The sequence below is a fragment of the Micromonospora endolithica genome, from assembly GCF_003626595.1.
GTDB classification, from domain to species: domain Bacteria; phylum Actinomycetota; class Actinomycetes; order Mycobacteriales; family Micromonosporaceae; genus Micromonospora; species Micromonospora endolithica.
On the sequence record NZ_RBAK01000009.1, the window covers coordinates 168,963 to 191,165 of the forward strand.

Here is a 22,203-nt window from a genome sequence, read left to right on the forward strand (position 1 = left end):
ATGACCATCGTGGACACCCCGGAACGGCGGCAGCTGCGCGAGCTGACCCGATCGTTCGTGACCCGTGAGGTGCTGCCCCACCTGGACGGCTGGGAGCGCGCCGGCGAGGTGCCCCGGGCGTTGCACGCCGCCGCCGCGAAGGTCGGGCTGCTCGGCGTCGGCTTCGAAGAGTCGGTCGGCGGCAGCGGCGGCGACCTGCTCGACTCGATCGTGGTGACCGAGGAGATCATCCGCTCCGGCGGCTCGTCCGGTCTGGTCGCGGCGCTGTTCACGCACGGCATCGCGCTGCCGCACGTGCTCGCCTCGGGCAACGGCGATCTCATCGACCGGTACGTCCGGCCCACGCTCGCCGGCACCACGATCGGCGCGTTGGCGGTCACCGAACCCGACGGCGGCTCGGACGTGGCCGGCATCCGGACGAAGGCCCGCCGGGACGGCGACGACTACCTGGTGAACGGGTCGAAGACGTACATCACCAGCGGAATCCGGGCCGACTTCGTGACCACCGCGGTGTCCACCGGCAGCGGGCTCTCCCTGCTGGTGATCGACAAGGGCCTGCCCGGCTTGACCGTCGGGCGGCGGCTGGAGAAGCTCGGCTGGCACTGCTCGGACACCGCCGAGCTGTCCTTCGTCGACGTCCGGGTGCCGGTGGCCAACCGGGTCGGCGAGGAGCACACCGGCTTCCTGGCGATCATGCAGCACTTCGCCGCGGAACGGCTCTCCCTGGCCACCCAGGCGTACGCGACCGCGCAGCGCTGCGTGGAGCTGACCACCCGGTGGTGCCGGGACCGTTCCACGTTCGGCCGCCCGCTGGCCAGCCGTCAACTGGTCCGGCACCGGCTGGCCGAGATGCACACCCGCGCCGAGTCGGCCCGCGCGTACGTGCACGAGGTGGCCGGCCGGGTCGCCGCGGGCGAGCCGGTGGTGACCGAGGTGGCGATGGCGAAGAACGTGGCGGTGGCGGCGTGCGCCGAGGTGGTCGACGCGGCGCTGCAACTGCACGGCGGCTTCGGCTACCTGCGGGACGCCGAGGTGGAGCGGCACTACCGGGACTCCCGGATCCTCGGCATCGGCGGCGGCACCACCGAGATCATGAACGAGATCATCGCGAAGGGCATGGGCCTGTAGATGACCACACTGGACAGCACGATCGACCCGTCGGCGCCGGCCTTCGCGGCGAACCGCGAGGCCCTGCGGGAACGCCTCGCCGAGCTGGACGCCGCGCTCGACCAGGCCCGGGCCGGCGGCGGCGATAAGTACGTGGCCCGGCATCACAAGCGCGGCAAGCTGCTCCCCCGGGAGCGGATCGAGTTGCTGCTGGACCCGGACGGTCCGTTCCTGGAGCTGTCCCCGGTGGCCGCGTACGGCACCGACTTCCCGGTCGGTGCCAGCGTGGTGACCGGCATCGGGGTGGTCGAGGGCGTGGAGTGCCTGATCGTCGCCAACGACCCGACCGTACGCGGCGGCGCGGTCAACCCGTGGTCGCTGGCGAAGACCCGGCGGGCCGGCGAGATCGCCCTGGCCAACCGGCTGCCGATGGTGAACCTGGTCGAGTCGGCCGGCGCGGACCTGCCCACCCAGGCGGAGATCTTCATTCCGGGTGGCCGGGTCTTCCGCGACCTGACCCGGCTCTCGGCCGAGAAGATCCCCACGGTCAGCGTGGTCTTCGGCAACGCCACCGCCGGCGGCGCGTACGTGCCGGGCATGTCCGACTTCACGATCATGATCCGGGATCGGTCGCAGGTCTACCTGGCCGGCCCGCCGCTGGTGAAGATGGCCACCGGTGAGGACGCCGACGACGAGTCGCTGGGCGGCGCGGCCATGCACGCCACCACGTCCGGCCTGGCCGACTTCCTCGCCGAGGACGAGCGGGACGGCATCCGGCTGGCCCGGCAGTGCGTACGCCGGCTGAACTGGCGCAAGCAGGGCCCGCCGCCGCGCAATCCGGTGCCGCAACCACCGAAGTACGACCCGGAGGAACTGCTCGGCATCGCCAGCGGCGACCTCAAGGTGCCGTTCGACCCGCGCGAGGTGCTGGCCCGGGTGCTGGACGGCAGCGAGTTCGACGAGTTCAAGCCCGGCTACGGCACCGCACTGGTCACCGGTTGGGGCGAGTTGCACGGGTACCCGGTCGGCGTACTGGCCAACGCCCGGGGCGTGCTGTTCAGCGCGGAGGCGCAGAAGGCGGCCCAGTTCATCCAGCTGGCCAACGCCGCCGACACCCCGCTGGTCTTCCTGCAGAACACCACCGGCTACATGGTCGGCACCGAGTACGAGCAGCGCGGCATCATCAAGCACGGCGCACTGATGATCAACGCGGTATCGAACTCGAAGGTGCCGCACCTGACGGTCAACCTGGGCGCCTCGTACGGCGCCGGCAACTACGGCATGTGCGGCCGGGCGTACGAGCCGAGGTTCCTGTTCACCTGGCCGAACGCCAAGTCGGCGGTGATGGGTCCGGCGCAGTTGGCGGGCGTGCTGTCGATCGTCGCCCGGCAGGCCGCCGCCGCCCGGGGCCGCGACTACGACGAGGACTCCGACGCCGCGATGCGAATGATGGTCGAGCAGCAGATCGAGTCCCAGTCCGGGGCGCTCTTCCTCTCCGGCCGGCTCTACGACGACGGGGTGATCGACCCCCGGGACACCCGGACCGTCCTGGGCCTGTGCCTGTCGGCGATCCACAACGGACCGGTGAGGGGCGCCGACGGTTTCGGCGTCTTCCGGATGTGATCACGGTGAGCGCGAGGAACGCAGCGAAGCGGAGTCCCGCAGTCGCGAACGAAAGGCAGGCTCAGCGACCATGATCACCAGACTTCTCGTGGCCAACCGGGGCGAGATCGCCCGCCGGGTCTTCGCCACCTGCCGCATGCTCGGCATCGAGACCGTCGCCGTGCACTCCGACGCCGACGCCGACGCGCCGTTCGTCGCCGAGGCCGACCGGGCCGTCCGGCTGCCGGGGAACACGCCCGCCGAGACGTACCTCCGGATCGACCTGATCCTGGACGCGGCCCGCAAGGCCGGCGCGGACGCCGTTCACCCGGGCTACGGCTTCCTCGCGGAGAACGCCGAGTTCGCCACGGCAGTCGCCGACGCCGGACTGACCTGGGTCGGGCCGCCCGCCAAGGCGATCGCCGCGATGGGCGACAAGATGGCGGCGAAGTCGCTGCTCGCCGAGGCGGGCGTGCCGATGCTGCCCACCTGGACCAGCGCCGACCAGGTCACCGGCTTCCCGGTGCTGGTGAAGGCGTCCGCCGGGGGCGGCGGGCGCGGCATGCGCGTGGTCCGCGAAGCCGCCGGGCTGCCCGAGGCGGTGGCCTCGGCGCGCCGCGAGGCGGCGTCGGCGTTCGGCGACGGCACGGTCTTCATCGAGCGGTACGTCGAACGTGGCCGGCACGTCGAGGTGCAGATCTTCGGCGACACCCACGGTACGGTGGCCGCCCTCGGCGTCCGCGAATGCTCGATCCAGCGCCGCCACCAGAAGATCGTCGAGGAGGCCCCCGGGGTGCTCCCGTACGAGGTGCGGGAGCGTCTGCACGACGCGGCGGAGGCGGCCGGCCGGGCTGTCGACTACGTGGGCGCTGGCACGGTCGAGTTCCTGCTCGCGCCGGACGGCGACGTCTACTTCCTGGAGATGAACACCCGCCTGCAGGTGGAGCACCCCGTCACCGAGCTGGTCGCCCTCGGCGAGCTGGACCTGGTTCGGCTGCAACTGCTGGTCGCCGAGGGCGAGCCGCTGCCCGAGCACCTCCGCGGCCCGGTCGCGGTACGCGGCTACGCGATCGAGGTGCGCCTCTGCGCCGAGGAGCCGGCGCAGGGCTTTCGCCCCGCGACGGGCACGCTGCACCGCTTCGCGATCCCCGGCGTCGACCGCGAGTTCGCCAACCTCGGCCGGGCCGGACTGCGGCTGGACTCCGGTGTCGTCGGCGGCTCGGTGGTCGGGATCCACTACGACTCGATGCTCGCCAAGGTGGTCGCCTGGGCGGCCACCCGCACCGAGGCGGCCCGCGCCCTGGCCGGGGCGCTGGCTCGGGCCGAGCTGCACGGCGTGGCGACCAACCGGGACCTGCTGGTCCGTGTCCTGCGCAGCCCCGAGTTCGGGGCCGTCGACATCGACACCGGTTTCCTGGACCGGCACCCCGAGGTCTTCGAGCCGCTGCTGCCGGCCGAGGAGGTCCCCCTGGTCGCGTTGGCGGCGGCGCTCGCCTCGGCCGCCGGCCGCCGCGCCTCGGCGCCGGTGCTGGCCGGGCTGCCGTCGGGCTGGCGCAACGTACCGGCGTTCCCGCAGGTCACCCGCTTCACCGGACCGGACGGTAACGAGATCGAGGTCCGTTACCGCCTGAACCGCTCGGGGGGCGTGGCCGAGTGGTCCACGGACCTGTCCAGCGACGCCACCGTGGCGCTGGTCGAGGCGTACCCGGAGCGGGTCGTGCTGGACGTGGACGGGGTGCGGCGGGCGTACCGCGTACACCGTCAGGGTTCGGAGATTTTCGTGGACGGCCCGGGCGGGGCGGCGAGCCTCACCGAGCTGCCGCGCCTCCCCCTGCCCACCGCGGAGCTGGCCGCCGGGTCGCTGGTCGCGCCGTTGCCCGGCGCGGTGACCCGGGTGCACGTCGAGGTCGGCCGGCGGGTCGCCGCCGGTGACCTGCTGCTGACCCTGGAAGCGATGAAGCTCGAACACCCCGTGCTCGCCCCGACCGACGGCATCGTCGCCGAGCTGCCGGTCCCGGCCGGCGGTCAGGTCGACACCGGTGCCGTGCTCGCCGTGGTCACCCCCCTTGAGGAGGCACCGTCATGAACTTCGACCTCACGCCCGAGCAGGACCAGCTCCGCGATGCCGTACGCGCGCTCGGCCGCAAGTACGGCCACGGCTACTTCGTGCAGAAGGCGAAGGCCGGCGAGCACACCACCGAGCTGTGGGACGAGGCGGGCCGGCTGGGCTACCTGGGCGTCAACATCCCCACCGAGTACGGCGGCGGGGGTGGCGGCATCACCGAGCTGGCGATCGTCTGCGAGGAACTGGCCGCTGCCGGCTGTCCCCTGCTGCTGCTCGTGGTCTCTCCGGCCATCGCCGCCACGGTGATCAACAAGCACGGCACCGACGAGCAGCGCAAGCGCCACCTGCCCGGTCTCGCCGACGGCTCGCAGAAGATCGTCTTCGCGATCACCGAGCCGGACGCCGGGTCGAACTTCCACCGGCTCGGCACGGTCGCCCGCCGGGACGGCGACGACTGGCTGGTCTCCGGGCGCAAGGTCTACATCTCCGGCGTCGACGAGGCGCAGTTCGTCCTGGTCGTGGCGCGCACCGAGGACTCGGCCACCGGGAAGCTCAAGCCGGCGTTGTTCATCGTGCCGACCGACGCGCCCGGCCTGGAGAAGTCCAGGCTGGACATGGAGATCCTGTCCCCGGAGAACCAGTTCCTGCTCTACCTCGACGACGTGCGGCTGCCCGCCGACGCGCTGGTCGGCGAGTCCCTGGACGCCGGCCTGCCGGCCCTGTTCGCCGGCCTCAACCCGGAGCGGATCACGGTCGCCGCGATGGGCGCCGGCACCGGCCGGTACGCCATCGAGCGCGCGTCGGACTACACCGTGACCCGGAAGGTGTGGGGCGGCCGGTCGATCGGCTCCCACCAGGGCGTGTCGCATCCCCTGGCGCACGCCGCCGTGCAGGTGGAACTGGCCCGCCTGATGATCCAGAAGGCGGCCACCCTCTACGACGCCGGCCGCGACCTGGAGGCCGGTGTCTCCGGCAACATGGCGAAGTACGCGGCCGGCGAGGCCGCCGCGCTCGCCGTGGACACCGCCGTGCAGGCGCTCGGCGGGGCCGGCATGACCACCGAGTACGGGGTGGCCACGCTGCTCGGCGCGGTCCGGGCCGGCCGGATCGCCCCGGTCAGCCGGGAGATGATCCTCAACTTCGTCGCCCAGCACGTCCTCGGTCAGGACAAGTCCTACTGAACCTCGGATGATCGACCCGACCTATTCGCCCGCGGGAGCGTCGAACCGGGCGAACTGCGGCATCCGTGCCATCTGCTCGGTGGGATAGACCGCGGTGTTCCATGACAGCCGATGTCGAGGCACCGGGTCAATACGCGCCCCGGCGGAGAAGGGACCCGCAATCCCATTCCCACCGTCCATGGTTGACAGCGAGCCGGACGGCGACATGCTGGACGGGTGAGCTTTCTGAGGCCCGATGCGCGGAAGCTGGCGGCCGTCGCGGCACTGGCGGCGGTCGCACTGCTGGTGACGCTGCTGGTGTGGCGCCCGGGGGACCTGCTCGGCGTGGGCCTGGCCCTGGTCGTGGTGCTGCTGGCGGCCGTGGCCGGCGTGGCCGTCGCCGCCGCCCGGGACCGGGCCGGCGAGGAACCACCCCCCGGGACCGCGCCGGCCGACAGCGGCGGGCTCCACGGCATCGACGCCGACACCCTGGAGACGCTGGACAACCGGGAGACCCTGCGGGCGGTACGCGAGCGGCGCCGCGGGCGCTGACCGGTCCTTGGCCGGCAGCCGGCCGCGGGTCAGCTCGCGGTCAGCGTCGGCGTGGCGAGCGCGTCCACACCTCGCCCGGCCAGGCAGCGGTACGTCCGGTCGGTGACCGCGTCGCTGGGCGGCAGCACCTCCAGGTTCCACCCGTCGGCGTAGCTGATGCCGCTGGTGAGGCGGAAGGTGCTCGGGTTGCACACCTGGCGTACCACCGGATCGGCGCTGACCTCGTCGTAGCCGGCGCCGACCAGGCTCGACGGCAGTTCTCCCTCGGCGTAGCTCTCCCAGGTGTGCTCGCTCGCGCACGGCACCCGCTCGGCGCGGGCCCGCGCGCCGCGTACCTGCATCGGCCCGAAGCACTCCAGCTCGTCGGCGCAGCCCGCCCCGGCGGGCAGCCCGGTCGTCCCGGTGCACGCGGGGCGCAGCGCGCTGGTGGCCGCCACCCCGGACGACGGGGTCGGGGTCCGGCCGGCGGGTGGGCCGGCGAGCAGCGCACCGACGCCGACCGAGGCGGCCAGGGCGACCACCCCGGCGCCGCCGAGGAACCAGCGCCGACGCCACCGCCGGTCGGTGGCGGGCATCGTCGGGTGCGGGTCCTCGACCGGCGTACGCGGGGCCGGCCGCGTGTCGTAGACGGTGGGGCCGCGCCCGGTGCGGGGCGGTGTCCGTGCGCCGGCACCGTCCGCGCCGCCGCCGTCGAGGGCGAGACCGGCCAGCAGCCCACCCAGCTCGGTGGCGGTCGGCCGGTCCCCCGGGTCGTTGGACATGCCCGCGCGCAGCACGTCGACCAGTTCCTCCGGCACTCCGGGCAGACCGGGTACCGGCTGGTGGAACATCTCCAACACGGTCACCAGGCTCGGGTTGCGCTCCGACCGCCACCGGGGCGGACGACCGTGCATCACCGCGTAGAGCGTGGCGCACAGCGCGTAGACGTCAACGGCCGGCGACGGTGGGCGGTGGCTGAACATCTCCGGCGGCGCGTACGCCGGGGTGAGCACCTCCAGAGCGACCGAGGCGTCCCGCATCTCGGCCAGCACCGCCAGCCCGAAGTCGGCCAGTACCGCCGGGTTGAAGTGCGAGTAGAGGATGTTGGCCGGCTTCACGTCGCGATGCAGCACCCCGGCCGCGTGCGAGTGGGCGATCGCGTCGGCGATCTTCACCCCGAGGTCCCGGGCCTCCGCCGGGCCGAGCGGCGACGTGCGCATCCGCTCGGCGTACGACCCGTCGCACAGCTCCATGATCAGGTAAGGATGCTGGTCGACGGTGACCCCGACGTCGAACAGGTCGACCACGTGGGGGTGTGACGACATCCGTCCGGCGGCGCGCGCCTCCCGGAGAAAACGGGCCTGGTCGTGGTCGCTGTCGAGGGTGCGGTTCTCGACCTTGACCGCCACCTCTCGCCCGACCGAGATCTGGGTGGCGCGGTAGATGGTGGCATAACCACCCCGGGCAAACACCGTCAGATCAGTCAGACCGGGCACGATGGGCTTCGGCAGGGCGCCGGGCGGGGTCTCGGTCACGGCTTCGAAAATACCCAATCGGGCCGGTCGCTCAGCGAGCCGCACCCGGCGCGGGGGCACCAGCGGGCCCCGTACCAGGTCCGGCACTCTCGACGGAGGCGCCCACGCCGGCACCCGACCCGGCCGGCGCCGCTTCCACGACGCCGGTGGATCCCCCGGTGCGTCGGTCGTCCCACCAGAGCCCGGCGGCGGTCGCCAGCGCACCCAGCCCCTCCCAGGCGGCCACCCCGAAGAACCGGTCGGGAGCGACGTCGGAGAGCACCGCGATGGTGAAGACGGTGAAGGTGACCAGCCGGAACCAGACGGTGAACCGGTAGAAGGGACGCCACTCGGTCGCGGTCGCGAGCAGGTAGTAGACACCCATGTTGAACGAGGCCATGGACGAGGCCATCAGGAAGGTGCCGGTGTGGTCGCCGACCGCGCGGCTCGACGGCACCTCGAACCCGAGCAGGCGCAGCAACGCCTCCGGCCAGACCAGCCCGACCGCTCCCATCAGCAGCGCCAGCAGGCCGAAGACGGCGATCGTCCAGCCGGCGGCGGAACGCGGCAGCCTCATCACGGCCCTCCCTGACCCCGGACGGCCCCAGAGTGGACTCGCCTCGAACCAGACACGCTAGCGGCCACCCCCGACACCCACATCCCCGAAACCGCCAGACCTGCCCCGCCCACTCCGCCCGCCGCGCAGCGGGGGCGGGGGTCAGGTCGCGGCGGCCAGCCGGACGCGGAGGGCGTCGGCGGCCCGGCGTTCGCTGCGCTGCTGGGTGGCGTACGCCAGACGCACCGCCTTTTCGGCACTGGCCAGGGCCTCCTGCGGTCGTCCGCAGGCGGCGAGCGCCTCGGCCAGCACGCTGGCGGCGATGACCTGACTGCGAACGTCCTCGGCCGGGGCGCCGGCCGCCCGCCGGGCCCAGTCCAGGGCCTGTTCGCGCTGACCGTGGGCGAGCAGTGCGGAGGCGTACCGGGCCATCGTCTGGCGGCGGGAGAACAGCAGCGAGGGGGCGTTGGCGGCGGCGGTGGCGACCGGGGCGAGCAGCCCGACGGCGGTGGCCGGATCCCCGGCGCCCAGCCGGGCGGTGGCCAGCAGCACCCGGGGCCCCACCTGGGCGGGCGCCTGCGGGTTGTGCGGCTCGACGGCGGTCAGCACAGCGCGGGCGCACCGCTCGGCGGTGTCGCAGTCGCCCATGTCCAGCGCCACGAAGCCGCGCAGCGTGCCGGCCATCCCGGTGAGCAGCGGGTGGGAGGTGCGCTCGGCGTACGACTGGGCGTCGGTGAGCAGGTCGGCGGCGTGCTCCGGCTCGCCCAGCCCGCGGGCCACCACGCCGCGTACGACCAGCGCGAAGCCGCGCCCCCAGTCGTCCGAGGCGGCGGCGAACTCCCGGTACGCGCGACGGGCCTGCCGGTCGGCCTCGGCCAGTTCGCCGAGTTCGGCGGTGGCGAAGGCCTCGACGGCGCGCAGGGTGCCCACCGCCCACGCCTCGCCGACCCGTTCACCGAAGGGCAGGAACACCTGTGCCATCCGGCAGGCCTCGCGCAGCCGGCCGGCGAGCAGCCGGGCGAACGCGGTGGTGCCGCGCAGCCACGCCCGCCCGTACGGGTCCTTCAGCTCGGCGAACAGCCGGGCGGCCCGACCCAGTACGGCGTCGGTCCCGGCGAAGTCGCCCCGGGTGGTGGTGACCCAGGCCAGGTTCTGCAGGGACCACGCCTGGCCGCGCCGGTCCTGCACCTGCACGCTGACCTGGTAGGAGGCGGCGAGCCGGCTGCTGGCCTGGCCGAGCCGGCCGGCGATGAAGTCGGCCATGCCGAGCCTTCGCATCGCCGAGGCGCGCAGGGTGGGCAGCGATCCGGCGGTGGCCACCTGGACGGCCTCCTGCCAGCAGGCGACCGCCCGGCCCTGGTCGCCCATCGTCTGGTGGGCCTGACCGGCGAGCAGGAGCGCGCTGGTCCGGGTGGCTGCCTCGTCCCCCGCGTTCGCGGCGATCTTCTCGGCGAAGGCGAGTGCGTCGGCCGGGCGGCCGACCTGGAGCAGGGCCCGGGCGTGCACCACCCGGTCGGCCGCCGGCACGGTGCCGCGGGCGAGTTCGGTGGCGCGCTCGGCGTACTCCACCGCCAGGGCGGGCTCGCCGGCCTGGAGCGACCGGCGGGCGGACCGGCCGAGCGCGGCGACGCCGAGCGGGACCACCGCGCGGGCCGGCGCGTCCGGTCGCAGTCCGACCGCGTCGGCCAGGGTGGCGGCCCGCTCGACGTGGGCGGCGACGAAGTCGTCGCGGGCGGGCTCGGGGAAACCGCCGGCCGCGGCGGATCCGGCGGGCGGGTCGGCCGCCCAGTGGGCCAGCGCCGCGTGCCGTTCGGCCAGCTCCGCCTTGCTCACCCCGGTGTAGGCCGCCTCCCGCATGAGCGGGGTGGCGAACGCGAATCCGGTCCGGACGCGGTGCAGCATCCGGCGTTGCAGCAGTTCCTCGACGGCCCGCTCCAGCTCGACGGCGACCACCGCGGCCGGACGTCCGGCGCGGCCGTTGCGCTGCTCGCCCAGCGCCTCCAGCGCGCCCTCCGGCACGGTGTCGCCGACCACGGCCGCGTCCCGCAGGACGGCGCGGGCGCCGGCCGGCAGCGCGTCGATGCGCGCGGCGAGCACGGCGGCGAGATCGCGGGAGAGCAGCCGACTACCGAGCGAACCGGGGGCGAGTCGCCAGGAGTTGCCGCCGCCGGCGGTCAGCGCGCCGCGCTCCATCAGCAGGGTGACCAGCTCGGCGAGGTAGAAGGGATTGCCCTGGGCGGTGGCGAGCAGCCGGTCGGCGTCGGCCTGCGGCAGCCGGCCGCCACCGAGGTAGCTGGTGAGCAACCGGGCCGCGTCGGCGCCGCGCAGTGGCGGCAGCGCGTGCACCTCGGCGTCCGCCACCCGGGTCAGCGCCCCGGCCGTACGGGTCAGCTCGGGCCGCCCGAGCAGCAGCACCAGCACCGGGCCGGACAGCCGGGACAGGGTGAGGCCCAGTGCGCGGATGGTCTCCGGTGTGGCGTCGTGCAGGTCGTCCACGACGACCACCAGCGGCGCCTCGCTGGCCAGGGCGCTGAGCAGGTCGGCGACCGCGTTGGGTACGGCCTCGGTGTCGGCGGCCGGCGCGGTGGTGCTCCACTCCCCCTGGTCGGTGGGGCCTCCGCTGGGCAGTTCGGCGTAACCGAGCAGGGCCAGCATCTGGTCGGTGGCGATCGGCGCGGGGTCACCGGAGCGGCCGAGGCGCTGGGCGAGACGGCGCAGCCGCTCCTCGACGGCGGGCCGGGTGAGCGCGGTGGACGTGTCGGTGGGCAGGCCGGTGGCCGCGCGCACCAGGTCGGCCAGCGGGGCGAGTCGACGCCGCTCGCCGAAGGCGGCGCAGCGGACCGACAGCACCCGGGCCCCGGTGTGCGCGGCGTAGCGCCCGGGCCCGACGTCGTAACCGGCGGCGAGGCGTTCCACCTCGGCGGCGAACCGGGACTTGCCGATACCGGCCTCGGCGGTCATCAGCAGCACCCGGGGTTCGCCCCGGTCGACCACCTCGGCGAGCCGGCCGGCGACCCGGCCGATCTCGGTCTCCCGGCCCACGTACGGCGCCTCGTCGCCCAGGCCGGAACGGGTGCCCGGGGCGTCCAGGAGGCCGAGCAGCTCGTACGCCTCGACGGGTTCGCGCTTGCCCTTGAGCCGCAGCGGGCGCAGGGCCCGCCAGGACGCGACGTGCCGGGTGGCGGCGGAGGTCCGCGCCCCGGCGTAGACGGCGCCCACGGCCGCCGCGTCGGCGAGCCGGGCGGCGGTGTTGACCGTGTCGCCGATGACCGTGTACTCGATCGCGGCCTGGATGCCGGCGATGACGTCGCCGGTGTTCAGGCCGACCCGCAGGCCGAGCGGCGCCCCGCCGCCCCGCTCGTCGTCGAGGACCCGGCGGACGGCCCGCTGCATGGACAGGGCGGCGCGCACGGCCCGCTCGGCGTCGTCCTCGTGGGCGACCGGAGCGCCGAAGACGGCCATGATGCCGTCGCCGGTCAGCTTGTCCACGTGCCCGCCGAAGGTCTTGACCGCACCGGCCAGCGCGGCGAGCACCCGGTCGGTGACCGCGCCGACCCGTTCCGGGTCGAGGTCCTCCGACCAGGAGGTGAAGTCGGAGAGGTCGCCGAAGAGCACGGTGACCACCCGACGCTCGGCGGCCGGCAACGTGGCGGCGGCCGGCAGGGCGGCGCCGCAGTTGTGGCAGAACCGGGCGCCGGGGACGGCGACGGTTCCGCACACGGGGCAGGTCACGCTTGCTCCAACCCCGGGTGACCGCCGGGTGATTCCCGTCCCAGGTATTCCAGTTGGGCCCGGACCGACCACTCCGCGGCCCACCACAGCGAGCGGTCCACGTCGGCGTAGACGACCGCGACCACCTCCGCCGGGGTGCTGGCGCCCGCGTCGAGCGCGGCCCGGACCTGGTCCAGCCGGGCCCGCCGGTGGGCGAGGTAGAACTCCGCCGCGACACCGCAGTCGGCCAGCGCCGGGCCGTGACCCGGCAGCGCCGGGACGCCGGCGTACGCCGAGAGCAGCTCCAGGCTGTCCAGGTAGTCCCCGAGGTTGCCGTCCGGGTGCGCCACCACGGTGGTGCCCCGGCCGAGGATGGTGTCGCCGGTGAGGACGACCCGCTCGTCGCCGTGCGTCACCAGCAGGCAGACCGAGTCGGCGGTGTGCCCCGGGGTCGGGACCAGCCGCAGGTCGAGACCGGGCACGTGCGGCGGCGCGTCGACGCCGAGCGGGCCGGCGGCGATGGTGTGCGCCGGGTGGGCCGCCCGCACCGGTACGCCACCGAGCAGCTCGTGCAGGCGTGCCGAGCCCTCGGTGTGGTCCGGGTGCCCGTGGGTGATCAGGACGAGGCCGACCGGCCCCTGCGCGGCGATGGCCGCCAGGTGCGCCTCGTCGGCCGGCCCGGGGTCGACCACGACGGCGTGCTCCGCGCCGGGTGCCCGCAGCACCCAGGTGTTGGTGCCGTCCAGGGTCATCGGTCCCGGGTTCGGTGCGCGCAGCAGCGAAACCCAGCCCGGGAGCCGGTCGGCGAGGGCCGCCGCCGGCGCCGTCACATGCCCGCCCATGGCTGCGATCGTACGACCCCGCCCGCCACCCGCCACGATCTTGCACTTCCGGTCGCCGGTTCGTGCCTGTTCAAGGGCTTTGTCGGGACCGGAAGTGCACGATCGCGGGAAGGTCCGCTCAGGCGACCTCGACGATCACCTCTACCTCGACCGGGGAGTCGAGCGGCAGCTCGGAGACACCGACGGCGCTGCGGGCGTGCCGGCCGGCCTCACCGAACACCGCGCCGAACAGATCGCTGGCACCGTTGATCACGCCCGGCTGGCCGGTGAAGCCGGGCGCACTCGCCACGAAACCGGTCAGCTTGACGACCTTGACCACGTTCTCCAGGCCGACCAGCGAGTCGACGGCGGCCAGCGCGTTCAGCGCGCAGCGCTGGGCGAGGTCCTTGGCCTGGTCGGCGGAGACACCGGCACCCACCTTGCCGGTGGCCAGCAGCTTGCCCTCCACCATCGGCAGCTGCCCGGACACGTACACGTGCTGTCCCGACTGGACCGCCGGCACGTAGCTGGCGACCGGCGGCACGACCTCGGGCAGTTCGTGCCCGAGTTCGGCGAGCTTCCCGTGCGGACCGTTGCTCACGCCGCTCACGCCTTCGGGCGCTTGAGGTAGGCGACGAGCTGCTCCGGGTTCGGACCGGGAACCACGGAGACCAGCTCCCAGCCGTCCTCGCCCCAGTTGTCGAGGATCTGCTTGGTCGCGTGGACCAGCAGCGGGACCGTGGCGTATTCCCACTTCTGCATCGGTGGAGGACTCCCTCGGGTGCGGTGACTCTGTCCTCCGACAGCCTACGGTCCGCTCGTCGGCCCGGGCCCGGGACGCTGCTCCGGGGCGACCGCGGGACCGCCGCAGGGGCCGCCGTGCTCGTACGGCTGGGGGCACCGGGACCGGTCGGGCAGCAGCAGGTCGCAGAAGACCCGGTGCCGGTTGTTCTGGTCGTCGGCGGTGGAGACGGTCGTCTCCCCGGCGTCCAACTCACCCAGGAAGCTCAGCGAGGTCGCCACGGTGCTGGCCAACGCGGTGGCCGCGGCCAGGTCGGTGACCCGGATCGGCAGATGGACGACGTAGCCGGGCCCGTCCTCGTCCCGGCCGCGATCACCCCGGCGACCCAGCGCGTTCAGCACGTCCACCGGCTCGGCGAGCCGCCGGTAGGACCGCTCGTTGATCGGCAGACCACCGGGCTCGCCGTCGCCGCAGCCGCCGGATCGGCGCACCCGGTCGGTGACCGGGAACTGGATTCGGGGGAAGTTGTCCGCGTCGCGCATGCCGCTACCTCCGGGCGTCGTACCTGTCTCGTCGCGTCGGGACCGAGCCTCCCCCAGCCCGTTCCTCGCACCGAAGCGACGGTAGGCGGGGGCCGCGAGTCCCGACAACAGGACGCGCATGTCGAGTTACCCAAAGTCACATATGCGACACAGTGCTGGTAAGGAACCCGACCGCCGCTCCGCGCGGCGCGTGCGTGTGACGCCGGCCCCGACCGGCCCCCTCCGCACGGCGGGATCGACCGTTACCCTTCCGGTCGGAACGGGCGCGCACGGCTCGACCACTCGTCAGATCCTGTGGGGGACAGATGACCGAACCACCCAGCGGCGGCCCTACCGGATCGCCGTCCGGCCAGCCGGGTGCCCCGACCCCACCGGGCACCGGAGCCCCGGTGCCACCGGTGCCACGCCAGGACCCGTCCGCGATTCCGCCGCCGCCCGCCCCCTACCCGCCCTACCAGAGCGCGGAGACGCCGAAGCGGAAGCGGAGCGTGCTGATCGCCTCGGTCGCGCTGGCGGTGATCCTGCTGCTCTGCGCCGGCGGCGCGGTCGTCACGTTCCTCACCCTGCGCGGCACCGAGGAGGGCCAGGGCGCCGACGAGCCGGCGGCGGCGGTCGAGCAGTTCCTCACCGCCGTCTACCGGGACCGGGACGCGTCGGGCGCGGCCCGGCTGGTCTGCGGGGACTCCCGCGACGACGAGAAGATCGGCGCGAAGGTCGCGGAGGTGGAGCAGTACGTCGCCACCCACCAGAACCCGCGGTTCCGGTGGACCAGCCCCAAGGTGGACAACCAGACCGGGGACCGCGCGACGGTGTCCACCCGCCTCACCGTCACCACCGCCGACGAGAAGATCGCCGACCAGGAACTCCGGTTCACCGTGGTGAAGAAGACGGGTTGGTGGGTCTGCGAGGTCGGTTGACCGGCCGACGTGGATAGGCTCGACGGGTGCGAGCAGCTGAGCAGCAGGCCGGGCCGGCCGGCACCCGATGGTCGGCCCGCCTCCACGTGGTGACCGGCAAGGGCGGGACCGGCAAGAGCAGCGTCGCCGCGGCACTGGCCCTGGCGTTGGCCGCCGACGGCCGGCGCACCCTGCTGGTGGAGGTCGAGGGACGGCAGGGCATCGCCCAACTCTTCGGCACCGACCCGCTGCCGTACTCCGAACGGCACCTCGCCGACGCCCCCGGCGGGGGTGAGGTGCGGGCTCTGGCGGTGGACGCCGAGGAGGCCCTGCTGGAATACCTGGACATGTTCTACAAGCTGGGCGCGGCCGGGCGGGCGCTGCGCAAGCTCGGCGCGATCGACTTCGCCACCACCATCGCCCCGGGCCTGCGGGACGTGCTGCTCACCGGCAAGGTGAAGGAGGCCACCACCCGCACCGCCGGGCAGCGGCGGACGTACGACGCGGTGGTGCTGGACGCGCCGCCGACCGGACGGATCGGGCGTTTCCTCAACGTCACCGCCGAGACCGCCCGGTTGGCGAAAGTCGGGCCGATCAAGACGCAGAGCGAGGGGGTCGCGGCGCTGCTGCGCTCCCCGATGACCGCGGTGCACGTGGTGACCCTGCTGGAGGAGATGCCGGTCCAGGAGACGGTCGACGCGATCGCCGACCTGACCTCGCTCGGCTTCGGCGTGGGCCGGGTGATCGTCAACGCCACCCGTCCGCCGATCCCGGCCGGGCGGGTGGTGCAGGCGGACGAGTTGCGTGCGGGCCTGCTCGCGGCCGGGTTGCCGGCCGACGAGCGCACCGTCACCGGCCTGGCCACCGAGGCCCGGGACCAGGCGGTCCGGCGGGAACTGGAGGACTCGCTCCGCACCGACCTGGTGGAGCTGGGCGTGCCCCTGACCGAGCTGCCGCTGCTGCCCGACGGGGTGGACCGCGCCGGCCTGGACCGGCTCGCCGAGGCGCTCGTCCGGGCGGATTGACTCACACCTGCCCTCGGCACGGGCGCGCGGACCCGACCGGCCCGATACGCTCGATTGGTGCCTTCCGAAGACGTGGCGCCGCCGCCACTGGACGTCGACCGGATCCTCGCCGATCCCGGCGTACGGATCGTGGTGTGCTGCGGGGCGGGCGGGGTGGGCAAGACGACCACCGCGGCCGCGCTCGCGCTGCGGGCCGCCGAGCAGCACGGCCGACGGACGGTGGTGCTCACCATCGACCCGGCCCGCCGGCTGGCGCAGTCGCTCGGGCTGAACGAGCTGGACAACACCCCGCGCCAGGTCAAGGGCATCGACGTCGAGGGCAGCGGCGGCGAACTGCACGCGATGATGCTGGACATGAAGCGCACCTTCGACGACGTGGTGCTTCAGCACACCGATCCGGCGAAGGCGGCGGAGATCTTCGCGAACCCGTTCTACCAGGCCATGAGTTCCACCTTCGCCGGCACACAGGAATACATGGCGATGGAGAAGCTGGGCCAGCTCCACGCGCGCGGCGAGTGGGACCTCATCGTGGTGGACACCCCGCCGTCCCGTTCCGCGCTGGACTTCCTCGACGCGCCGGCACGGCTGTCCCGCTTCCTCGACGGGCGGATGCTGCGGCTGTTGCTCGCGCCGGCCCGCACCGGCGGCCGGAGCATGTTCACGCTGGTGACCGCCTCGTTCGGCATGTTCTCCAAGGTCGTGCAGAAGGTGCTCGGCGCCCAGCTGCTGACCGACCTGTCCGGCTTCGTGGCCGCCCTCGACTCGATGTTCGGCGGTTTCCGGCAGCGCGCCGAACAGACGTACCGCATCCTCCAGGCGCGGGAGACGGCGTTCCTGCTGGTCGCGGCGCCGGAGCCGGACGCGGTCCGGGAGGCCGCCTACTTCGCCAGCCGGCTGGGCGAGGAGAAGATGCCGCTCGCCGGTCTGGTGCTCAACCGGGTGCACCGCCCGGCGGCGGACCTGGGCGCCGCGGAGAGCCTGGCCGCCGCGGAGCGGCTGGCCGAGGCCGGCGGCCACGAGGGCACCGCCGACGTGCTGCGGGCCCACGCCGCGCTGGCCCAGCAGGCGGTACGCGAGCAGCAGGTGGCCCAACGGTTCACCGAGGCGTTCCCGACGGTGCCGACGGCATCGGTGACGGCACAGCCCGCCGACGTGCACGACGTCGACGGGCTGCGGACGATCGGTGCGGCGATCAGCCGACCGTGACCGGCGTCAACCGGCGCTGGCGACCAGGATCTTGTCCTTGCCGCCGGCCTTGTCCTTGGCGTTCTTGCGCATCGCGGCCTCGAACATCTTCCGCCAGCTCGTCACCTGCGGGTGGCGGCGCAGCAGCGCACGGCGTTCGCGCTCGGTCATCCCGCCCCACACACCGAACTCGATCCGGTTGTCCAGCGCGTCGGCCAGGCACTCGTACCGGACCGGGCAGCTGCGGCAGATGCGCTTCGCCACGTTCTGCTCGGCGCCCTGTACGAACAACGCGTCCGGATCCCCGTTCTGACACGCCGCCAGCGACGGCCAGTCAGTGACCATGCCCATGTGTACACGTCCCCCCTTGCAGTACTACCGACCCCGTCGCGGACCAGCCGGCAATTCCCCCCGGTCGCCCGGCCGGCCTTCCCCAAGGCGGCACGGGCGACATGTGGCGCTGTCGCCGCCACCATCATGCTCTGTAGTTAGCTGATTACGCAACGTTGTCGGCGAAATCCATCATTCCGGACACTCCCGGCTTCCCGGGCTGTTGACCGCCGCTTACCCGGCCGGAGTCGGTGAAAACGCTGCGCGCCGTCCCCGACAGGGGAGAGACTCGGTGCCGCATCCACGCAACCTCGGACCGGGGGTCGTGCGTTTAGCACAACGAGGTCGGCGCGCGCAGGAAATGGGGGAAAGACGCCCCGGCGCCCCTCGATCCCTGTTCGCGTACCCTGTCGAGGTGACCTGGATGCGGAAACGTGACCACAATGTCTTCACCAACGCCGCATCGCTGCTGATCTGCGGCCTACTGGCCGGCGTGGTGGTGGCGGCGGCGGCCTTCCCCGCGGTGGCGATGTCCGGCCTGGCCGCCAAGGCCGGCGCGGAGACCTTCGGCGCGCTGCCGACGGAGTTGACCGTGGCCCGCTCGCCGCAGATCACCTATCTCTACGCCTCGGACGGCAAGACACTGCTGGCGTCGATGTACGACGAGAACCGGCGCGACGTCAAGCTCAAGGACGTCGCCCCGATCATGCGGCAGGCGATCATCGCGGCCGAGGACCACGACTTCTACAAGCACAACGGCGTCGACCTCAACGGTGTCGCCCGCGCCTTCGTCAACAACAGCTCCGGTGCCGACCGGCAGGGCGCCTCGACGCTGACCATGCAGTACGTCCGGCTGGCCATCGCGTACTCGGCGACCCACCCGGCCGACGTGGTCGCGGCCACCGAGGACACCAGCGCCCGCAAGCTGCGCGAGATGCGCTACGCCCTCCAGATCGACAAGGAGCTCTCCAAGGACGAGATCCTGGAGCGCTACCTGAACATCGCCGCCTTCGGCAACGGCGCGTACGGCATCGGCGCCGCCAGCCAGGTCTACTTCAACAAGAAGCCGAAGGACCTCAAGATCGAGGAAGCGGCCATGCTGGCCGGGATGGTGAAGGCGCCGAGCGCGTTCAACCCCACCACCAAGAGCGGCAAGCCGCAGGCGTTGGACCGCCGCAACTACGTCATCGAGAACATGGTCGAGACCGGCGCCATCACCCGGGAGCAGGCCGACGCCGCCAAGAAGGTCGAGCTGAAGGTGGTGGGCGAGCGGGCCCCGAACGGTTGCGTCCAGGCCACCGACAACAAGTGGGGCTTCTTCTGCGACGCCGTCTACCGCTGGTGGATGCAGCAGGAGACGTTCGGCTCCACCACCTACGACCGGGAGCGGCGGCTGAAGAGCGGCGCCTACCACATCACCACCACCCTCGACGTGCAGGCCCAGCGGGGCGCGGACAAGGCGGTCCGCAAGGCGAAGAAGGAGACCTCCAAGGAGGCCGCCATGGTGGCGGTGGTCGAGCCCGGGACCGGTCGGATCCGGGCGCTGTCGGTCAACCGCACCTTCAAGCTCGACGACCCGAAGAGCCCGAAGAACAAGCCGCACAGCGACCCGAAGCTGCGGAAGAAGGGCAAGCGGGGCAACTACCCGAGCACCGTCAACCCGCTGCTCACCGGCGGCGACGGGATCACCGGCTACCAGGCCGGCTCGACCTTCAAGATCTTCACCATCGTCGCGGCGCTGGAGAAGGGCATCCCGCTCAGCTACACGATGAACGCCCCGCAGCAGTTCAAGTCGGAATACATCGTCGAGGAGGGCAGCCCCGCCGCCTGTAAGGGCACCAACAAGTACTGCCCGACCAACTCCGGACTGAAGGCCGGCGGCGTGCAGAACATGTGGAGCGCCTTCTCCGCCTCGATCAACACCTACTTCGTGCCGCTGCAGCAGCAGGTCGGCGCGGAGAACGTGGTGGACGTCGCCAAGCGGCTCGGCATCAACTTCCGGGTCGGCCAGGAGAACGCCTGGGCCAACGACAAGGAGGCGGCGCACGACTGGGGAGCGTTCACGCTGGGCGTCTCCTCGGCCACGCCGCTTGACCTGGCCAACGCGTACGCGACGCTCGCCGCAGACGGCAAGTACTGCGAGCCGATCCCGGTGCAGGAGATCAAGGGACCGGACGGCAAGAAGCTCGACATCGCCAACCCGAACTGTGAGAAGCGGGTCAGCACCGAGGTCGCCCGCGCCGCCGTCGACGCCGCCCGCTGCCCGGTCGGGGACAGCTCCTCGACCAGCAAGTGCGGCGGCAGCCGCACCGCTGCCGCGGTGAAGCAGGAGGTCAAGGCCCCGGTCGCCGGCAAGTCCGGCACCACCGACTCGGAGAAGACCGCCGCCCTGGTCGCGATGACCAAGCAGTACGCGGTCGCCGGCATCATGGCCGACCCGGACTGGCCGCAGACCAACGTCAAGATGAAGCACTCCCCGAAGGACGGCATCAACCCGCCGGTCTACGAGACGCTCCGCGACGCCATGAAGGGCAAGGACCGCATCGACTTCGAGCCGCCGGGCAAGAAGATCTCCGAGGGTGACCAACGCAGCATCCCCGGGGTGAAGTGCGCGCCCGTCGAGACGGCGAAGAACCGGATCGAGGGCGCCGGCTTCGACGCGGTGGTCTCCGACGTCAAGGTCACGTCGGAGTGCCCCGCCGGCACCGCGGCCGGCACCAGCCCCGACGGCCGGACGATCAAGGGTGGCGTGGTCACCATCCAGATCAGTGAGGGCGGCGGCGCGGCCCCCGGACCCGGTGGCACGCCGCCCAACCCGGGCCGTCCGCCGGGTCGCCCCGGCGGCTGAGCCGCACGTCGTCCCGCGCAACGGGCGGGCACCCCGACAACGGGGTGCCCGCCCGTTCCGTTCAGCTGTGGACGGCGTCAGAGGCCGAGCTGTCGGCGTACCTCGGCGGCGACCCGGCCACCCTCGGCCCGGCCGGCCACCGCGGCCTGGGCCGCCTTCATGGCCGGGCCCAGCTGCGCCCGACCGCTGAAGCCGCCCGCGGCGAGCGCCCCCGCGACCAGTTCGGTCAGTTCGTCGGCGGAGAGCTGCTTCGGCAGGTAGCGCTCCAGCACCTCACCCTCGGCAACTTCCTTGCTCGCCTGCTCGGTGCGGCCCGCGTCGGCGAAGGCGGTCGCGGCCTCCCGCCGCTTCTTCGCCTCCTTGGTCAGCACCGAGAGCACCTCGTCGTCGGTGAGTTCGCGCTTGGCCTTGCCGGCGACCTCGGCGGTGCCGACGGCGGCGAGGGCCATCCGCAGGGTCGAGGTGGTCAGCTCGTCGCGCGCCTTGAGGGCGGCGCGCATGTCGGCGGTGAGACGGTCCTTCAACGTGCTCATGGACGGTCAAACTACCCTGGTCGCCATGCGAAAGCGCACACTATTCCGGCTCGCGACCGCCACCGCCACCCTCGGCGCGGCCACCCTGGCGTACGCGTCCCTCGTCGAGCGCAACATGTTCACCCTGCGGCGGTACGACGTGCCGGTGCTGCCGGCCGACGCCGAACCGCTGCGCGTGCTGCACCTGTCGGACCTGCACATGATGCCCGACCAGCGGCGCAAGCAGGACTGGGTGGCGTCGCTGGCCGCCCTCGACCCCGACCTGGTGGTGGTGACCGGGGACAACATGGCACACCCCGGCGCGGTGCCCGGCGTGCTGCGGGCCCTGCAACCGCTGCTCGACCATCCGGGTGCGTTCGTGTTCGGCTCCAACGACTACACCGGGCCGGTCATCAAGAACCCCCTCACCTACTTCGTGCCCAAGCGGGAGTACGCCGAGGGGGTCGACCTGCCGTACGAGGAGCTGCGGGACGTCTTCACCGGCGCCGGCTGGGCCGACCTGAACAACGCCCGCACCAACCTGAAGGCCGGCGGTCGCCTGGTCGAGCTGGTCGGCGTTGACGACCCACACATCGAACGGGACGACTACGCCGCCGTCGCCGGCCCGGCCTCCCCCTCCGCCGACCTGTCCATCGCGCTCACCCACTCCCCGGAGCCGGCCGTGCTCGACCAGATGGCCGCCGACGGATTCGGCCTGCTGCTGGCCGGTCACACCCACGGCGGCCAGGTCTGCGTGCCCGGCGTCGGCGCGCTGGTGACCAACTGCGGACTGCCCCGGTCGATGGCGAAGGGCCTGCACCGCTGGCCCGGCTCGGACTCGTGGCTGCACGTCTCCGCCGGCCTCGGCACCCACCCGACCGCGCCGGTCCGGTTCGCCTGCCGGCCCGAGGCGAGCATCCTGACGCTGATCCCCCGCTGACCAGCGGCTCCCGCTGCTCGGCCTGCTCGCGCCGCTCGGCCTGCTCGGCCCCCGCGATCTTGGGAAGGTTTTGGCCCCTCCGAGGGCCGTTCTCTTCCAAGATCGGCGGGTGGCCG

At 73.1% G+C, this 22,203-nt stretch carries 19 protein-coding genes; 10 read left to right on the forward strand and 9 right to left on the reverse strand.

Going from position 1 to position 22,203, the window contains the following annotated elements:
• From D7223_RS22225 to D7223_RS22245, 5 genes are all read left to right on the forward strand, one after another.
• On the forward strand, positions 1–1,128 hold the full coding sequence (locus D7223_RS22225; RefSeq protein WP_120730354.1) for an acyl-CoA dehydrogenase family protein: 1,128 nt from the start codon (positions 1–3) through the stop codon (positions 1,126–1,128).
• Positions 1,129–2,730, forward strand: coding sequence for an acyl-CoA carboxylase subunit beta (locus D7223_RS22230; protein ID WP_120730355.1), 1,602 nt, complete (start codon positions 1,129–1,131; stop codon positions 2,728–2,730).
• 70 nt (positions 2,731–2,800) lie between these two features.
• The gene (locus tag D7223_RS22235) at positions 2,801–4,795 is read left to right on the forward strand and encodes an acetyl/propionyl/methylcrotonyl-CoA carboxylase subunit alpha (RefSeq protein WP_120730356.1); all 1,995 of its coding nucleotides are present in this window, start codon (positions 2,801–2,803) and stop codon (positions 4,793–4,795) included.
• The gene (locus tag D7223_RS22240; protein WP_120730357.1) at positions 4,792–5,955 is read left to right on the forward strand and encodes an acyl-CoA dehydrogenase family protein; all 1,164 of its coding nucleotides are present in this window, start codon (positions 4,792–4,794) and stop codon (positions 5,953–5,955) included. Before D7223_RS22235 ends, D7223_RS22240 begins: the two co-directional genes overlap by 4 nt.
• Positions 5,956–6,171: 216 nt before the next feature.
• Positions 6,172–6,486 (forward strand): hypothetical protein, encoded by a 315-nt coding sequence (locus tag D7223_RS22245; RefSeq protein WP_120730358.1) that lies wholly within the window; start codon positions 6,172–6,174, stop codon positions 6,484–6,486.
• A 29-nt stretch (positions 6,487–6,515) separates the two neighbouring features.
• Here D7223_RS22245 and D7223_RS22250 read toward each other — a convergent pair whose 3' ends face one another.
• The 7 genes from D7223_RS22250 to D7223_RS22280 all read right to left on the reverse strand — a co-directional run bounded on the left by D7223_RS22250 (position 6,516) and on the right by D7223_RS22280 (position 14,351).
• Complete coding sequence (locus D7223_RS22250; protein WP_120730429.1) at positions 6,516–8,000, reverse strand: serine/threonine-protein kinase; 1,485 nt, start codon at positions 7,998–8,000, stop codon at positions 6,516–6,518.
• A gap of 31 nt (positions 8,001–8,031) precedes the next feature.
• Positions 8,032–8,556, reverse strand: coding sequence for a hypothetical protein (locus D7223_RS22255; protein WP_238162158.1), 525 nt, complete (start codon positions 8,554–8,556; stop codon positions 8,032–8,034).
• A gap of 141 nt (positions 8,557–8,697) precedes the next feature.
• Complete coding sequence (locus D7223_RS22260) at positions 8,698–12,267, reverse strand: adenylate/guanylate cyclase domain-containing protein (RefSeq protein ID WP_120730359.1); 3,570 nt, start codon at positions 12,265–12,267, stop codon at positions 8,698–8,700.
• A complete protein-coding gene (locus D7223_RS22265) occupies positions 12,264–13,088 on the reverse strand; it encodes an MBL fold metallo-hydrolase (protein WP_120730360.1) in 825 nt (274 codons plus the stop codon). The genes D7223_RS22260 and D7223_RS22265 overlap by 4 nt, the downstream gene beginning before the upstream one ends.
• 118 nt (positions 13,089–13,206) lie before the next feature.
• A complete protein-coding gene (locus D7223_RS22270; protein WP_120730430.1) occupies positions 13,207–13,668 on the reverse strand; it encodes a RidA family protein in 462 nt (153 codons plus the stop codon).
• A gap of 5 nt (positions 13,669–13,673) precedes the next feature.
• A complete protein-coding gene (locus D7223_RS22275; RefSeq protein WP_013736319.1) occupies positions 13,674–13,829 on the reverse strand; it encodes a Sp36 family protein in 156 nt (51 codons plus the stop codon).
• Positions 13,830–13,874: 45 nt separating this feature from the next.
• Positions 13,875–14,351 carry a hypothetical protein gene (locus D7223_RS22280; RefSeq protein WP_120730361.1) on the reverse strand — a complete coding sequence of 159 codons (477 nt, stop codon included), beginning with the start codon at positions 14,349–14,351 and terminating at the stop codon, positions 13,875–13,877.
• 305 nt (positions 14,352–14,656) lie between these two features.
• On the opposite strand from D7223_RS22280, the gene D7223_RS22285 reads away from it, so the two are divergent.
• The 3 genes from D7223_RS22285 to bagB are packed head-to-tail and all read left to right on the forward strand — an operon-like array spanning position 14,657 to position 17,478.
• Positions 14,657–15,268: an Rv0361 family membrane protein gene (locus D7223_RS22285; RefSeq protein ID WP_120730362.1), complete on the forward strand. Its 612-nt coding sequence runs from the start codon at positions 14,657–14,659 to the stop codon at positions 15,266–15,268.
• A 26-nt stretch (positions 15,269–15,294) separates the two neighbouring features.
• Positions 15,295–16,272 (forward strand): ATPase BagA, encoded by a 978-nt coding sequence (gene bagA, locus D7223_RS22290; protein ID WP_120730363.1) that lies wholly within the window; start codon positions 15,295–15,297, stop codon positions 16,270–16,272.
• A gap of 54 nt (positions 16,273–16,326) precedes the next feature.
• Entirely contained in the window at positions 16,327–17,478 is a 1,152-nt protein-coding gene (bagB, locus tag D7223_RS22295; protein ID WP_186832317.1) for an ArsA family ATPase, read from the forward strand.
• A 6-nt stretch (positions 17,479–17,484) separates the two neighbouring features.
• On the opposite strand, the gene D7223_RS22300 is transcribed toward bagB, so the two are convergent.
• Positions 17,485–17,808 carry a WhiB family transcriptional regulator gene (locus D7223_RS22300; protein WP_120730364.1) on the reverse strand — a complete coding sequence of 108 codons (324 nt, stop codon included), beginning with the start codon at positions 17,806–17,808 and terminating at the stop codon, positions 17,485–17,487.
• Between the two features lie 403 nt (positions 17,809–18,211).
• On the opposite strand from D7223_RS22300, the gene D7223_RS22305 reads away from it, so the two are divergent.
• A complete protein-coding gene (locus D7223_RS22305; protein WP_120730365.1) occupies positions 18,212–20,635 on the forward strand; it encodes a transglycosylase domain-containing protein in 2,424 nt (807 codons plus the stop codon).
• 77 nt (positions 20,636–20,712) lie between these two features.
• Here the strand turns inward: D7223_RS22305 and D7223_RS22310 are convergent, their stop codons facing one another.
• A complete protein-coding gene (locus D7223_RS22310) occupies positions 20,713–21,168 on the reverse strand; it encodes a GatB/YqeY domain-containing protein (RefSeq protein ID WP_120730366.1) in 456 nt (151 codons plus the stop codon).
• A gap of 25 nt (positions 21,169–21,193) precedes the next feature.
• On the opposite strand from D7223_RS22310, the gene D7223_RS22315 reads away from it, so the two are divergent.
• Positions 21,194–22,087, forward strand: a complete 894-nt coding sequence (locus D7223_RS22315) for a metallophosphoesterase (protein WP_120730367.1) — start codon at positions 21,194–21,196, stop codon at positions 22,085–22,087.
• Positions 22,088–22,203 lie beyond the last annotated feature (116 nt).